Genomic DNA, 14206 nt, shown 5'->3' with positions numbered 1-14206 from the left:
GGCGGATCAGACCGTACGACGGTCGACCAGCACCGGCCGCTCCGGCAGGGTCAGCGCGGCGCGCGAGCCGATCGGCAGTGCGGCGGCGGCCTCGGTGGGCAGGTCGGCCTTGACCTCGGTGCCGTCGTTCAGACGGACGGTGAGGCGGGTGACGGCGCCCAGGAAGGACGCGGAGACGACCAGGGCGACCCCGTGCTCGTCGGGGGCCAGCTGGACGTTCTCCGGGCGGACCAGCACGTGCAGCTCGCCGTCGGCGGGCAGGGTGCCGTCCACGGCGTGGCGGCGGCCGAGGACCTCGACGCCCTCGCCGGAGCGCTCGCAGGGGATGCGGCTCATGGTGCCGACGAACTCGGCGACGAACGCGGTGGCCGGGCGGGCGTACAGCTCGGACGGCGTGGCGCACTGCTCCAGGCGGCCGGCCCGCAGGACGGCGACCCGGTCGGCCATCGACAGCGCCTCCTCCTGGTCGTGGGTGACGAACAGGGTGGTGATCCCCAGCTCCTGCTGGAGGCGGCGGATCTCCTCGCGCAGCGACAGCCGCACCTTGGCGTCCAGCGCGGACAGCGGCTCGTCGAGCAGCAGCACCCGCGGCTGCAGGGCGAGCGCGCGGGCGAGCGCGATGCGCTGCTGCTGGCCGCCGGACATCTGGTGCGGGTAGCGGCCGGCGTGCTGCGGCAGGCCGACGAGCTCCAGCAGCTCCTGGGCCCGCTTGAGGCGCTCGGCCTTGCCGGTGCCGCGCATCCGCAGGCCGAAGGCGACGTTGTCGGCGGCGGTCAGGTGCGGGAAGAGGCTGTACGACTGGAACACCATGCCCGCGTCGCGCTTGTGGGCGGGGATCGCGGTGATGTTCTGGCCGTCGACCAGGACCTGGCCCGAGTCGTGCTGCTCGAAGCCGGCCAGGATGCGCAGCGCGGTGGTCTTGCCGCAGCCGGAGGGGCCGAGCAGGGCGAGCAGCTCACCGGGGTGGACGGTGAGGTCGAGGCCGTCCAGCGCGGTGGTGGCGCCGAACGCGCGGCGCAGCGAGCGGAATTCGACGGTCGCGCTGCCGGGGGCGAGGGGGACGCCGGTGACGGGGGCGGTGGCCGTGGTCATGATGGGTGACTCCGGGGGTTCAGGAGGTGGCGGGCTTGTGGCGGCGCTCGCGGCCGACGGTGGCCAGCAGGAGCAGCAGCAGCCAGGTGAGCAGCAGGCTCAGGATCGAGACCGCGACCGACATGTGGGCCTGGCTGTTGCCGACCGAGTAGATCCAGACCGGGAAGGGCTGGAAGCCGAGGATCGAGGCGGCGGTGAACTCGCCGAGCACCAGGGCCAGGGTGAGGAAGGAGGCGTTCAGCAGGGCCCCGCGCAGGTTGGGCAGGACGACGGTGAACACCGCGCGCGGCCAGCTCGCGCCGCAGTTGCGGGCGGCCTCGACCAGGGTGCGCACGTCCACCGAGCGCAGGCCGGCGTCCAGGGCGCGGTAGGCGAGCGGCAGCGCCATCAGCACGTAGGCGATGACCAGTACCAGCGGGAAGTCCGGGTCCTGGATGAACACGAAGGTCTGGAAGAACGGCGTGTCCATCAGGTAGTCCGGGCCCCAGCGGAGCACGCCGATCAGGCCGGCGGTCAGCGCGACCGGCGGGACGACCAGCGGCAGGGTGCAGAGCACGTCGATGACCGGGCGCAGCTTCGGCGAGCCGAGCCGGACGGCGATCAGCGCCGGGACGAGCAGGACCAGCAGCACCAGGACGGTGACGACGGCGAGCCCGAGGGTCAGCCAGAGGCTGTCCAGGAAGCCGGGGGCGGAGAGCAGCCCGGTGTAGGCCTCGAAGGAGATGCCCTGCGGGTCGTCGACGGAGAACCAGAAGGAGGCCGCGAGCGGGACGACGAAGTACACGCCGGCGAGCAGCAGTACGGCGCCGCGCCACCAGCGCACGGTCCGGCGCCTCGCGGGAGCGGGGGCGGGGGTGGTCAGCTGAGCCATCGGGCGCTCCGGCGCTGGAGGGGGAGGTACACGGCCATCACCAGGACGGCCACGATGATCATGTTGAGGCTGAGGGCGAGGGCGAGGTTGCCCTGGCCGACCAGCACGTTGCCGGACAGCGCGTCCGCGATCGAGCGGCTGACCAGCGGGACGGTCGCGCCGACCATGGCGGCGGCGGTCGCGTAGGCGGCGAAGGCGCTGCCGAAGAGCAGCACGAAGCCGCCGAGCAGCGAGGGCAGCAGGATCGGCAGGGCCACGTGGCGCCAGTACTGCACGGTGGTGGCGCGGTTGTTCTGCGCGGCCTCGCGCCACTGGGTACGCAGGCCGTCCAGGGCCGGGGTGATGGTGAGCACCATCAGCGGGATGAGGAAGTACAGGTAGACGACGGTCAGGCCGGTGAACGAGTACAGCGACCAGCCGTGGTCGGTGAGGTGCAGCAGCTTGGTGATCTCACCGGCGTTGCCGAGGGTGGCGACGAACGCGAAGGCGAGCGGCAGGCCGCCGAAGTTGGCGAGCACGCCGGAGGCGGTGAGCACCGCCTGGCGCAGCCAGCCGTGCCGGGAGGTGACGACCGCCTGGGCGAGCGGCAGGCCGATGAGGGTGGCGAGCAGCGCGGTCAGCGCGGAGAGCTTGAGGCTGCTCAGCATGGCGGTCAGGTAGCCGCCCTGGACCGAGTCCACCATGTTGTCGAAGGTGAACTGCCCGGCGCCGGTCTCCGCGTCGCTGGACGTGGTGAACGCGCCGATCACGATGGCGACGGTGGGCAGTCCGAAGCCGATCAGGAAGAACAGCAGCAGCGGGACGGCGGCGAGCCAGGAGGCGCCGCCGAGGCGGGCCAGCGGCCGTCGCCGGGGGGTGGTGGGGGTTGTGGTCGTGGCGGTGGCGGTGGCGGACGCCCCCGCGCCGCCACCGGATTCGGTGGCGGCGGGGGTGGTCGGCACCGGGGTGGGAGCCGTGGTCATGAGTGCCTTTTCTCAGCCCGATGGGTGGTACGCGGCCGGGTGGGCGTCAGCCCGCGATGGCCTTGGTCCAGTTCTCGGTGACGACCTTCTTGGCCGCGTTGATCTGGTCCACGGTCGGGAAGGTCGTGAACGGCTTCTCGACGGTCGGCAGCTTGGCCGCGGCGGCGGTGTCCAGGGTGCCGTCCTTCTTCAGGGCCTCGAAGGTGGACGGGGTGGCGTAGCCGCCGAGGAAGAGGTTCTGGCCCTCGGTACTGAACAGGTACTCCTGCCACAGGCGGGCGGCCGCCGGGTGCGGGGCCCACTTGTTGATGGCCTGGTTGTAGAACTGGGCGTAGGAGCCGTCGACCGGGATGGAGACCTGCCAGTCGATGCCCTTGCCCTTGAACTCGTCGGTGTAGCCGGCGTTCAGGTAGGACCAGTCGATCGAGATCGGGGTCTCGCCCTTCTCGATGGTGGCCGGGGTGGACTCGACCGGGTTGAAGTTGCCGGACTGCTTCAGCTTGCCGAAGAAGTCGATGCCGGGCTGGATGTTGTCCAGCGAACCGCCGTTGGCGAGCGCGGCCGCGTAGACGCCGCCGAAGGCGGAGCCGGACTTGGTCGGGTTGCCGTTGAGGGCGACCTGGCCCTTGTACTCGGGCTTGAGCAGGTCGGCGAAGGTCTTCGGGCAGTTGGCGATCTTCTTGGCGTCGCAGCCGATCGAGACGTAGCCGCCGTAGTCGTTGACGGCGGCGCCGTTCGCGTCCTTCATGGTGTCCGGCACCTTGTCGAAGGTGGCCACCTTGTAGGGGGCGAGGATGCCGTCCTTGACCGCCTGGAGGGCGAAGGCGCTGCCCAGGTCGACCACGTCGGGGGCGCGGTCCTGGCCCTTGCGGGAGTTGATCGCGTTGATCTCGTCCTGGCTGGAGCCGTCCGGGTTCTCCTCCTCGACCTCGATGCCGTACTTGGCCTTGAACGAGTCGATGATCTTGCCGTAGTTCGCCCAGTCCCGGGGCAGCGTGATGACGTGCAGCTTGCCCTCCTTCTTGGCGGCGGCGACCAGGCCGTCCATGCCGCCGAAGTCGGCGGCGGAGGTGGCCTCCTTGGCGTCCTTGGCGCCCGCCTTGGCGGCGTCGCCGGACTTGGCGCTCGACCCGGCGGAGCCGCAGGCGGTGAGGGAGAGCGCGGCGGCGGTCAGAACGGCCGCGAAGGCGGCGGCACGGGCGCGGTGCACGGTCACGGGGAAGTCTCCTGTTAAGGGGGCGTACTGCGAGGGGGCGTTCGCGGGGGGTTCCGCGGGCCTGCGTCTCGCGAAGGGCGGCGGGCCGACCGGGGTGAGCGGCCGATCGCGTCGTCCGAGTTGACTAGCCAACTTCGCTGACGTGGGTAAGTACGCCGGAACCCGGTGACGGGAAGGTGAACGGATGGCCCAGTCCCGGGGTCGGCTGCGGGAACGGTCGAATCAGGCCACCGGCGGAGTGTTCGACGGGTGCGATGCTTCGGGTTGCGCAGCGGGATATGGTCGGGCTGTCCGGCGCCGGAAGGGCTGCGCAGGACACCGCCCAGGAGGGACATTGACTGACGTGGCAGTGGAGTCGGGGCGCCCGGAGGCCCGTTCGGCCGATGCGTCGGCCGGCGCTTCGGGAACCGAGCGCGGAACGGGTTCGCTCTACCGCAAGGTCGCCGCCGACCTGCGGGAGGCGATCACCACCGGCGCGTTCGGCGAGGCCGGGCGGCTGCCCGCGGAGGGCGCGCTCGCCGAGCAGTACGGCGTCTCGCGCGGGACGGTCCGCCAGGCGCTCGCCGTGCTGCGCTCGGACGGCCTGGTCACCTCGCGCCGGGGCACCCGCCGGGTGGTGCTCGGCACGGCCCGGGTGCAGAGCTTCTCCGAACTGCTCAGCTTCACCCGCTGGGCGTACTCGATGGGCGAGGAGCCCGGCGGCATACTCGACTCGATGGTGCACCGCCCGGCCGACGCCGCCGAGCGCGAGCAGCTGCGCCTCGAACCGGGCGACGAGGTCTACGTGATGGTCCGGCTGCGCACCCTCTCCGGTACGCCGGTGATGGTCGAGCGGACCGTCTACCCGCCCCGGGTCGGCGAGATCGTCGCCGAGCTGCCGCCGGACGTCGTCTCGCACACCGAAGTCCTGCGCGAGCACGGCATCCTGTTCACCGACGCCGACCACACGATCGACATCGTCGCCGCCAACGGGGACGACGCCCGGCTGCTCGGCTGCCGGCGCGGCGGCCCGCTGCTGCGCGAGCGGCGCCGGACGACCGACCCGACCGGGACGCCGGTGGAGTGGTCCCAGGACCGCTACCTGCCCGGCACGGTGGCGTTCAGCGTGCACAACTCGCTGGCCACCTCGGCGCTTTCGCGGCACGCCCGGGACGTGGACTGACCCGCGGGGACGACTGACGGCATGCGGCGGGGCGGCCCGGAGTACGGGCCGCCCCGCCCGCCGTCCGGCCGTCAGCGCATCAACGAGGCCAGCAGCGGCCGGAAGTGGGCGAAGCCCGGGGTCGCCGCCCCCGCCTCCTTGGCCTGCTCGTCCCAGCGGCGCACCGCCACCGCGTCCTCGGCGCCCGGGTGGGCGGCGAAGTCGGCGGCCTCCCGCTCGGACATCGGGCCGCCCTGCACCCGGAGGGTGTACTCGGAGGCCTCGGACAGCCGCGCCCGGTAGTCCGGTTCGACCGCGCACAGGTAGCGCTTGGCCGCCACGTGCAGCCGGACCGGCCCGGTGACCTCCGGGCCGAACCAGCGGGCCAGCCGGTCGGCGCCGGTGTGGCTGTGCCGGTTGTCCTGACCCTGCATCAGATCATGTCCGTGCGCGGAGCCTTGGCCGTGCTCGTCGAAGAAGTGGCCGACGTCGTGCAGCAGGGCCGCCGCGACCAGCTGCGGAGCCGCCCCGGCCGCCTCGGCCAGCGCGCCGGCCTGCAGCATGTGCTCGGCCATGGTGACCGCCTCGCCCAGGTACTCGCCGGCGCCCTCGCCCGCGAACAGCGCGGCCAGCTCGTCCAGCGCGGCCGAACGGCGCTGCAGCACGGCCAGGGTGGAGGCGAGCGAGTCCAGGTCCGCGTAGCAGCCCTGGAGGTGTCGGCGGCCGTCCTGCGCGAAGGCCGTCCGGGCGTGCATCAGCCGGACGTTGTCGAAGATCAGGCAGTCGCCCGGGTCCAGCCGGAACTCCAGTTGGAGCCCCGGGCGCAGGGTGATCGCGGCGAACGCGCGGTAGGCGGCGTAGAACGCGTCCAGCTCCGCCGCCGAGCCGCGCAGGGCGGCGATCGAGCGGTTGTTGAACCGCACCTCGCGGATCCGGCCCAGCGGGTCCACCTCGATCAGCGGGCGGTCGGCGCGCAGTTCGGTGCCGCGGTCGCGGAAGACGAACGGCACGGGCGTGCGGGTCAGCACCGCGAAGTGCTCCGGTGCCTCCGCGCGCAGCAGCGCCGCGGCCCGGAAGCCGTCCACCAGGCCGGAGTCCCCGCCGGTCGCCGAGTTCTCCAGGCAGTGCAGCAGCTGGAGGGTGGGGACCGGGTCGCGGTACGGGTTGTCGGTGTGCGGGGTGATCGCGGCGCTGGTGAACGCCAGGTTGTTCGGGTCCGGCTCGACCCGGACGTCGAACAGCTCGCCGTAGTTGGTGACCCGCACGTACCCGAAGGTCTCCGCGACCGCCAGCACCTGCCGCTCGCGCACCGGCACCCCGCGCAGCACGGCGAAGCCGTCGCGGCGCACGGCGGCCAGTACGGCCGCCTGCTCGGCCGGGTCGGCCAGGTAGGCCGACCACTGGGCCTGCGGGACGCCGCCCGCGAAGTCGGCGGCCTCCCAGAGCCGCTTGTCCGCCTCCGTCCGCCCGTCGCCGTCCGCCTCCTGCGCCAGCCACCCCGCCGGGTAGCGGGAGCGGTGCCCGTCCGACCAGAGCACCTCCAGGTGCCCCTCCAGCTCGGCCTGCGCGGCGATCGCGAGGTCCTCCGGCAGGTCGGTGATCTGGAACAGCTTCTGCCCGTTGCGCGGGTCGCGGCACTCGGCGCAGGGGCAGTTGTCGCGCAGCCAGTACGGCGACAGCTCGGTGGTCATGGTCGTCTCCTCGGCGGCCCGGGTGAAAGTTGTATAGCCAACTTCAGTCGTTGCGCTGGAGCCTGCCGGGGGCCGGTGAGCCGCAGGTGCCGCGGGGGTGAACGATTCGGGAACAGTGCCGGGCCGAAGCCTCGGCGCCGTTGGCCGGTCGGCAGCGTGCGGGCGGTCTTCGGGGAGGCCGCCGACGGGGCGGCCGTCGATCCCGATGCGCCTACCGGGCGCGTCCGGGAGTTCCGCGGCCCCGCCGAGGTGCCGACGTGGCGCGCGCCGGACGGCGAACCGCCCCGTCCGCTGCGGCGGACGGGGCGGACGGGGCGGACCGGCGGGTCTGCTCCGCGGGCCTGCTCGGGAGGGCTCGGGGGGAGGTCAGACGGTGGCGTCCCAGGCCCGGGCGGCCGCGGTAAGGGCCGGGGCGGGGTCGGCGGCGGTCGCGGTGGCGAGGGCGGTGAGGGTGGCGCGGACGGTGGGGAGGGTGGCGGCGGGGCCGTAGTGGTTGACCCGAAGCATCTCGGTGGCCAGGGCGCCGCCGCCGGCCTGGACCGGGAGGGCGGGGTCGAGGCGGCGCAGCTCGGCGGCGAGGGCGGTGGCGTCCAGGCCGGCCGGGGTGCGCAGGGTGGTGGCGACCGGCGCGGCGTGCGCGTCCTGCGGAACGAACGGGGTGAGCGTGCCGAGCGCCCGGACGCCCGCGCGGAGGGCGGTCGCGGCGGCCCGGTGGCGGGTGATGACGGCGGGCAGGCCGTCCGCCGCGATCCGGTCCAGGCAGGCGCCGAGCGCCAGCATCTCCAGCTGCGCGGGCGCGTGCGGCAGGACGGTGCGTCCGGCGTCCGTCCAGCGCTCCTTCCAGTCCAGCAGCGAGAGGTAGGAGCGGCGCGGGGCGGCCGGGTTGGCGGTGATCCGCTCCCAGGCCCGCGCGGAGACCGAGACGGCCGAGACGCCGGCCGGCCCGCCCATCGCCTTCTGCCCGCCGATCACGCACAGGTCGACGCCCCAGTCGTCGGTCAGCAGCGGCTCGGCGGCCACCGAGGCGACCGCGTCCACCATCAGCAGCGCGCCGTGCTCGCGCACCACGGCGCCGATCCCGGCCACCGGGTTGGTGTTGCCGGTGGCGGCCTCGGCGTGCACCAGCGAGACGAAGTCGATGGCCGGCTCGGCCGCCAGGGCCGCGGCGACCTGCTCGGCGCTCACCGCGCTGTCGAAGGGCACGGCGAGGTCGATCACCGTCGCGCCGCAGTCGCGCAGCCAGTTGCCGAAGGTCTGGCCGTACGGGCCGGTGACGATGTTGAGCGCGGTCGAGCCCGGGTGCGCGGCGCCGCGGATGGCGGCCTCCAGCGGCAGCAGCGCCTCGCCCTGGGTGACGATGACGTCGGCGGTGGTGTGCAGCAGCGCGGCGACCTTGTCCTCGATCGCCGCGAAGTCGGCGGCGGTGAGCGGGGGCAGGTCGAGGAAGGGGCTCACGGTCTCTGGGCCTTTCGAGGGGGGAGGGTGCTGGCCGGGAACGAGTCTGCCCCATCTTCACCGCTCACAAGGAACGGCGCCGTCGGTAGAGTGCGGCCATGAGCGATGGCGCGGTGCTGCACGTCCGGGGTCGGGTGCTGGTCGGTCCGGAGGACGTCAGGGACGAACTCTGGGTGGTGGACGGCCGGGTGGCCTTCTCCCGGCCGACCGCCGTCGGCGCCTCCTCCGCCGACGTCCGGACGGTGGACGGCTGGGTGCTGCCCGGCCTGGTGGACGCGCACTGCCACGTCGGCCTGGACGCGCACGGCGCCGTCGACGCCGCCACCAGCGAGAAGCAGGCGCTCACCGACCGTGACGCCGGCACCCTGCTGATCCGCGACGCCGGGTCCGCCGCCGACACCCGCTGGATCGACGACCGCGAGGACCTGCCCCGGATCGTCCGGGCCGGCCGGCACATCGCCCGCACCCGCCGCTACATCCGCAACTACGCGCACGAGATCGAGCCCGGCGACCTCGCCGCCTACGTGCGCGCCGAGGCCCGGCGCGGCGACGGCTGGGTCAAGCTGGTCGGCGACTGGATCGACCGCGAGCGCGGCGACCTCGCCGCCTGCTGGCCGGGCGACGCGCTGGCGGAGGCGATCGCGGCGGCGCACGAGGAGGGCGCGCGGGTCACCGCGCACTGCTTCGCCGCCGAGTCGCTGCCGGACCTGCTGGCCGCCGGGATCGACTGCGTCGAGCACGCGACCGGCCTGACCGAGGAGTTGATCCCGGTCTTCGCCGAGCGCGGGGTCGCGATCGTGCCGACCCTCGTCAACATCGCGACCTTCCCGCAGCTGGCGGCCGGCGGCGAGGCCAAGTTCCCGGCCTGGTCCGCCCACATGCGGCGGCTGCACGAGCGCCGCTACGCCACGGTCGGCGCCGCGCACGACGCGGGCATCCCCGTCTACGTCGGGACGGACGCGGGCGGCTCGCTGGCCCACGGCCTGGTCGCGGAGGAGGTCGCCGAGCTGGTGAAGGCCGGGCTCACCCCCGCCGAGGCGCTGTCGGCGGCCAGCTGGGGGGCGCGCGCCTGGCTTGGGCGCCCCGGCCTGGAGGAGGGCGCACCGGCGGACTTCGTGGTGTACGCGCAGGACCCGCGCGCCGACGTCCGGGTGCTGGCCGATCCCCGGTTGGTGGTGCTGCGCGGGCGTCCGGTGGCGTGACCGCAGATCGCGCTCCTGTGGGGGCGGGGCAGTGCGGGGCGCTGTCGAGGCGGTGTGAGGCGGTGTGATCATCTCGGTGAACGGGCTGTCAGTGTAGGCCGATAGGGTTACGTCCATGGCACCGCGTCCACTGAACGAGATCGTCGAGCCCGGGTGGGCCACCGCGCTGGAGCCGGTGGCCGGGCGGGTCGCCGCGATGGGCGACTTCCTCCGCGCCGAACTGGCCGCCGGCCGGACCTATCTGCCCTCCGGCCCGAACGTGCTGCGCGCCTTCCAGCAGCCGTTCGCCGAGGTGCGGGTGCTGATCGTCGGCCAGGATCCGTACCCGACCCCCGGCCACGCCGTCGGCCTGAGCTTCTCGGTGGGGGCCGAGGTCTGTCCGATCCCGGCCAGCCTGATCAACATCTTCCAGGAGTACGGCAGCGACCTCGGCCTCCCGCAGCCGTCCAACGGCGACCTCACCCCGTGGACGCAGCAGGGCGTGCTGCTGCTCAACCGTGCGCTGACCACCGCTCCGCGCAAGCCCGCCGCGCACCGCGGCAAGGGCTGGGAGGAGGTCACCGAGCAGGCGATCCGCGCCCTGGCGGCGCGCGGCGGCCCGCTGGTGGCGATCCTCTGGGGCCGTGACGCGCGCAACCTGCGGCCGCTGCTGGGCGAGATCCCGGCGATCGAGTCGGCGCACCCGAGCCCGTACTCGGCGAGCGGGGGCTTCTTCGGCTCGCGCCCGTTCAGCCGGGCCAACGAGCTGCTGGTGCGGCAGGGGGCGCAGCCGGTGGACTGGCGGCTGCCGTAGGCGGCCCGCCGTAGCAGACGTGCGTCAGTGCGGAGCGTCAACGTCACCCCAACGAGTGAAATGACGCTCCGTATCACTCATATGACGGATCGTTTGAGAAGACTGGCGGCTCATCCATTCAGCCGTGGGGGTACCGCCATGTCTTCGCCTTCCTCTTCCTCTTCCCGACGAATCGTTTCCGCAGCCACTGTCGCCCTGACCTGCGCCGTTCTCACCGTGCCGCCCGCCGGGGCCGCCCCGGCGCCGGCGGCCACCCCCTCCCCGGGCAAGGCGCGCGCCGTCACCGCCGAACTCGACCTGGACGTCCGGCTGTTGAACAACGCCGTGGACGTCCCGGTCGACGTCTCGCTCAACAAGGTGGAGTCCCCGGCACAGCGCGAGGGCACCGTCCTCACCGCGAAGGTCGACGGCGTCGACCAGTCCGGCCCGGTCACCCTGGTCAAGGCGGAGGTCGGCACATCGGTCGCCCGGGTCGACGCCGAGGGCGCCACCGCCTCCGTCACCCTCGCCGACGCCGAGGTGCACGCCCCCGGCCTGCCCGCGACCACCCTGCTCGGCCTGGAGGCGCTCAGCGCCACCGCCACCTGCCCCGTCGACGGGCCGCCCACCGCCGAGGTGGTCGCGCCCGCCGGGCTCACCGTCCTCGGCAAGCCGGTCACGGTCGGCCTGTACGGGCCGACCGAGGTGGACGTGCCGCTGGTCGGCAGCGTGTCGGTCGAGTTCTCCAGGAAGACCACCACCTCGACGACGGCCGCCGCCTCCGCCCTGGAGGTCCGGGTGGCGGTGGACCCGCTGAACCTCAACGTCGCCAAGGTCACCGGAACCGTCACGATCGCCTCGGTGAGCTGTGAGAAGCCCGTACCGGCCGCGCCGACGGCCACGCCGACGGCCGCCGCGCCTCCGGCGGCCACCCCCGCGGCCGTCGGCACGCAGAGCCCGGCCGCCCAGCCCGTCGCGGACACCACCACCTCTGCCGCCGCCCGCCGGACCGCTTCCCCCGCGGCCTCTTCCGCCTCCGCCGCCGCTTCGGACGCCCTCGCCTCCACCGGCGGCAACGACGCCACCGCCCCGCTCGCCGCCGGAGCCGCCGCCCTGGTCGCCGCCGGCGCCTGTGCCCTCTGGGCCACCCGCCGCCGCCGGGCCGCCCCGGCCCACGCCCGCCGGCACTGACCGCGGGAGGCCTGGCCCGTCCCGCCTGCCTCCGGCCCCACGGATACGGGGGTGCCACCTGCGGCACTCCCGCACCGTAACCGTGCCAATGCGGACGGTTGGTTCACATGGGCGTTACATGAGAGGAACAACCGGGAAACGGCGGCTTGCAACGCTACGCGGGCACCCACCACCCAGTTTGCGAGGTACACCGCCGTGGCAATCAAGGCCGAGTACATCTGGATCGACGGCACCAAGCCGACCGCCAAGCTCCGCTCCAAGACTCGTGTCCTGCCGAACGCGGACAAGATCCCCACCTGGGGCTTCGACGGTTCCTCGACCAGCCAGGCCGAGGGCCACGCCTCGGACCGCGTGCTGGCCCCGGTGCGCGTCACCCCGGACCCGATCCGCGGCGGCGACCACATCCTCGTCCTGTGCGAGGTCAACGAGACCGACGGCACCCCGCACGAGTCCAACACCCGCGCCCTGCTGCGCACCGTCGCCGAGCAGTACGAGGCGCAGGAGTCGATCTTCGGCATCGAGCAGGAGTACACCTTCTTCAAGGGCTCCCGCCCGCTCGGCTTCCCGGAGGGCGGCTACCCGGCCCCGCAGGGCGGCTACTACTGCGGCGTCGGCGCCGAGGAGGTCTTCGGCCGCGAGATCGTCGAGCTGCACCTCGACCGCTGCATGGACGCCGGCCTGGCCATCTGCGGCATCAACGCCGAGGTCATGCCCGGCCAGTGGGAGTTCCAGATCGGCCCGGTCGACGCCCTGACCGTCTCCGACGACATGTGGATCGCCCGCTACCTGCTCTACCGCACCGCCGAGGAGTTCGGCATCGACGCCACCCTCGACCCGAAGCCCGTCCGCGGCGACTGGAACGGCGCCGGCGCGCACACCAACTTCTCCACCAAGGCGATGCGCGAGAACTACGACGCGATCATCACCGCCTGCGAGTCGCTCGGCACCTCGCAGGAGAAGGTCCTCGAGCACGTCACCCAGTACGGCGCCGACATCGAGTCCCGCCTGACCGGCAAGCACGAGACCGCCCCGTGGAACGTCTACTCCTACGGCGTCTCCAACCGCGGCGCCTCGGTCCGCATCCCGTGGCAGGTCGAGGTGGACCAGAAGGGCTACATCGAGGACCGCCGCCCGAACGCCAACGTCGACCCCTACGTCGTCACCCGGCTGCTGATCAACACCTGCTGCGCCGCCCTGGAGAAGGCCGGCCTGGTCTGATCCCGGCCCCGGTAGCCACCGGCACCGGCACCGGCACCACGCACGCCCGCAGGGCCTCCCACCTCACCGGGGAGGCCCTGCGGGCGTTCTGCGTTCACCCGGCGGGGTGCAGCACCTCGGCGAGTTCGCCGGCCGGTTCGGCGAGATCCGGCCGCCGCCGCGCGAGCTCGCGCAGGTGGATCGCGTACGCCTCGCGCTGCACGGGAGCGGAGTTCTCGACGATCCGCGCGGCGATGCGGCGGGCGCTGTCGGCGGAGTCGGCCGCGACGGCGAGGAGCATGGCGAACAACGGGCCCTGAGCGGACTCCAGCACCTGTTGACCGGCCGCGGCGACCGCGGCTAGGAGATCGAGGTCGGCTTCCTCCACGGCGGCCGTCGCCACGGCCGAGGCGACGGCCGGATCGACGACGACCGCGTAGGCCAGGTCGATGGAGCCGGCCTCCGCGATCCGGAGGATCCCGAGGTGCTGGCTGACGACCGGCTGCGAGTCCATTTGCGAGATCATGGCCATGACGTCGGGGGCGTGCAGTTCGTCTCGGTGCGCGAGATGGAAGTCACGGGATTCGGCCCAGGTGGGCGTCGCGATCCAGGCACTCAAGAGAGCGGACGCCTCGTAGGCGCGTCGGCCGTCGGCGAGGACCGTGGTGAGACCGCGGTCCTCGATGTCGTCGAGCAGGTGGGTGAGAAGGGCGGTTCTCGGATTCTCGGGGAAGAGCGCATCGGCGAGGCGCAGGTGGTGCCGGTACTCGGGTGATCGCAGGTGTTCCGCATGGGCCCGCAGGAACGTCTCGGTACCGAGCCAGTCCGACAGCGAGGCCCATGCGTTGAGGAGAATGAGGTCGGATTCCGGAATCGGGTCGGTGGCCCAGCCGGCCAGGCGCGGGTCATCGAGCTCGAAGCCGGTCGCCACGCGCCGGATCGTCTGGCGTGTCCTGGCCAACCGCTCGGGCTCACCGGCCGCAGCTTTCCCGACAGCGATCACCAGCATCTCGACCGCTCGATTCGGATCACCGAGTCTCGCGAGGCGGTAGGCCCGGTGGGCGAGGAGTTCGGCCTGCGCCAACGGATCGTGACCGAGGTCGCTCATGGCGGCGTCCCATGCCGCATCGGCCTGCTCGCCGTCGCCTCCTCGTTCGGAGAGGTTGTTGAGGGCCGCGCCGAGGCGAGGGACGAAGACGGGCGGGTTGGCGGTGGCCAGTCGGCGGTAGTGGTTGACGGCTTCGGCGATGGAGACCAGTGCCGCGGTGTGGTCTCCGGACGTGGCCTGGTGCCTGGAGACGTTGTAGAGGGAGTCGGCGAGGTCGGGGAGGAAGGCGCCGGGGTTGGTGGCGGCGAGTTGGCGGTAGTGGTTGACGGCTTCGGTGATGGGCGCCAATGCCGCGGTGTGGTCTCCGT

General features: G+C 73.2%; 11 protein-coding genes and 1 pseudogene. 5 read left to right on the top strand and 7 right to left on the bottom strand.

All coding sequences use genetic code 11. The annotated features are described in order from the left end of the window. Positions 1 to 6 precede the first annotated feature (6 nt). The 4 genes from ACFVFS_RS09550 to ACFVFS_RS09535 are packed head-to-tail and all read right to left on the bottom strand — an operon-like array spanning position 7 to position 4141. Complete coding sequence (locus ACFVFS_RS09550) at positions 7 to 1092, bottom strand: ABC transporter ATP-binding protein (protein ID WP_380621944.1); 1086 nt, start codon at positions 1090 to 1092, stop codon at positions 7 to 9. A gap of 19 nt (positions 1093 to 1111) precedes the next feature. Next, positions 1112 to 1963 (bottom strand): ABC transporter permease, encoded by an 852-nt coding sequence (locus ACFVFS_RS09545; protein WP_380621942.1) that lies wholly within the window; start codon positions 1961 to 1963, stop codon positions 1112 to 1114. Next, entirely contained in the window at positions 1951 to 2925 is a 975-nt protein-coding gene (locus tag ACFVFS_RS09540; RefSeq protein WP_380621940.1) for an ABC transporter permease, read from the bottom strand. Before ACFVFS_RS09540 ends, ACFVFS_RS09545 begins: the two co-directional genes overlap by 13 nt. Before the next feature lie 46 nt (positions 2926 to 2971). After that, positions 2972 to 4141 carry an ABC transporter substrate-binding protein gene (locus ACFVFS_RS09535; RefSeq protein WP_380621938.1) on the bottom strand — a complete coding sequence of 390 codons (1170 nt, stop codon included), beginning with the start codon at positions 4139 to 4141 and terminating at the stop codon, positions 2972 to 2974. 343 nt (positions 4142 to 4484) lie between these two features. Here ACFVFS_RS09535 and ACFVFS_RS09530 point away from each other — a divergent pair, with 343 nt between their 5' ends. Then, positions 4485 to 5303, top strand: a complete 819-nt coding sequence (locus ACFVFS_RS09530; RefSeq protein ID WP_380621936.1) for a GntR family transcriptional regulator — start codon at positions 4485 to 4487, stop codon at positions 5301 to 5303. Between the two features lie 71 nt (positions 5304 to 5374). Here the strand turns inward: ACFVFS_RS09530 and ACFVFS_RS09525 are convergent, their stop codons facing one another. Together ACFVFS_RS09525 and ACFVFS_RS09520 are read right to left on the bottom strand one after the other, a co-directional pair. After that, a complete protein-coding gene (locus ACFVFS_RS09525) occupies positions 5375 to 6973 on the bottom strand; it encodes a TauD/TfdA family dioxygenase (protein WP_380621934.1) in 1599 nt (532 codons plus the stop codon). Between the two features lie 366 nt (positions 6974 to 7339). Then, positions 7340 to 8428 carry a pyridoxal-phosphate-dependent aminotransferase family protein gene (locus ACFVFS_RS09520; RefSeq protein WP_380621932.1) on the bottom strand — a complete coding sequence of 363 codons (1089 nt, stop codon included), beginning with the start codon at positions 8426 to 8428 and terminating at the stop codon, positions 7340 to 7342. A 98-nt stretch (positions 8429 to 8526) separates the two neighbouring features. On the opposite strand from ACFVFS_RS09520, the gene ACFVFS_RS09515 reads away from it, so the two are divergent. The 4 genes from ACFVFS_RS09515 (at position 8527) to glnII (ending at position 12811) form a co-directional block, all read left to right on the top strand. Beyond that, complete coding sequence (locus ACFVFS_RS09515) at positions 8527 to 9630, top strand: amidohydrolase family protein (protein WP_380621930.1); 1104 nt, start codon at positions 8527 to 8529, stop codon at positions 9628 to 9630. 115 nt (positions 9631 to 9745) lie between these two features. Continuing rightward, positions 9746 to 10423, top strand: a complete 678-nt coding sequence (locus tag ACFVFS_RS09510) for a uracil-DNA glycosylase (RefSeq protein ID WP_380621928.1) — start codon at positions 9746 to 9748, stop codon at positions 10421 to 10423. 60 nt (positions 10424 to 10483) lie between these two features. Beyond that, complete coding sequence (locus tag ACFVFS_RS09505; protein WP_380621926.1) at positions 10484 to 11593, top strand: SCO1860 family LAETG-anchored protein; 1110 nt, start codon at positions 10484 to 10486, stop codon at positions 11591 to 11593. Between the two features lie 195 nt (positions 11594 to 11788). Next, positions 11789 to 12811, top strand: a complete 1023-nt coding sequence (glnII, locus tag ACFVFS_RS09500; protein WP_380621924.1) for a glutamine synthetase — start codon at positions 11789 to 11791, stop codon at positions 12809 to 12811. Between the two features lie 94 nt (positions 12812 to 12905). Here glnII and ACFVFS_RS09495 read toward each other — a convergent pair. Beyond that, positions 12906 to 14206 (bottom strand): annotated as a pseudogene (locus ACFVFS_RS09495) (hypothetical protein); the annotation flags it as partial.

Source organism: Kitasatospora sp. NPDC057692 (assembly GCF_042799475.1).
Classification (GTDB): Bacteria; Actinomycetota; Actinomycetes; order Streptomycetales; family Streptomycetaceae; genus Kitasatospora.
This window is presented reverse-complemented; position numbering and strand designations above follow the sequence as displayed.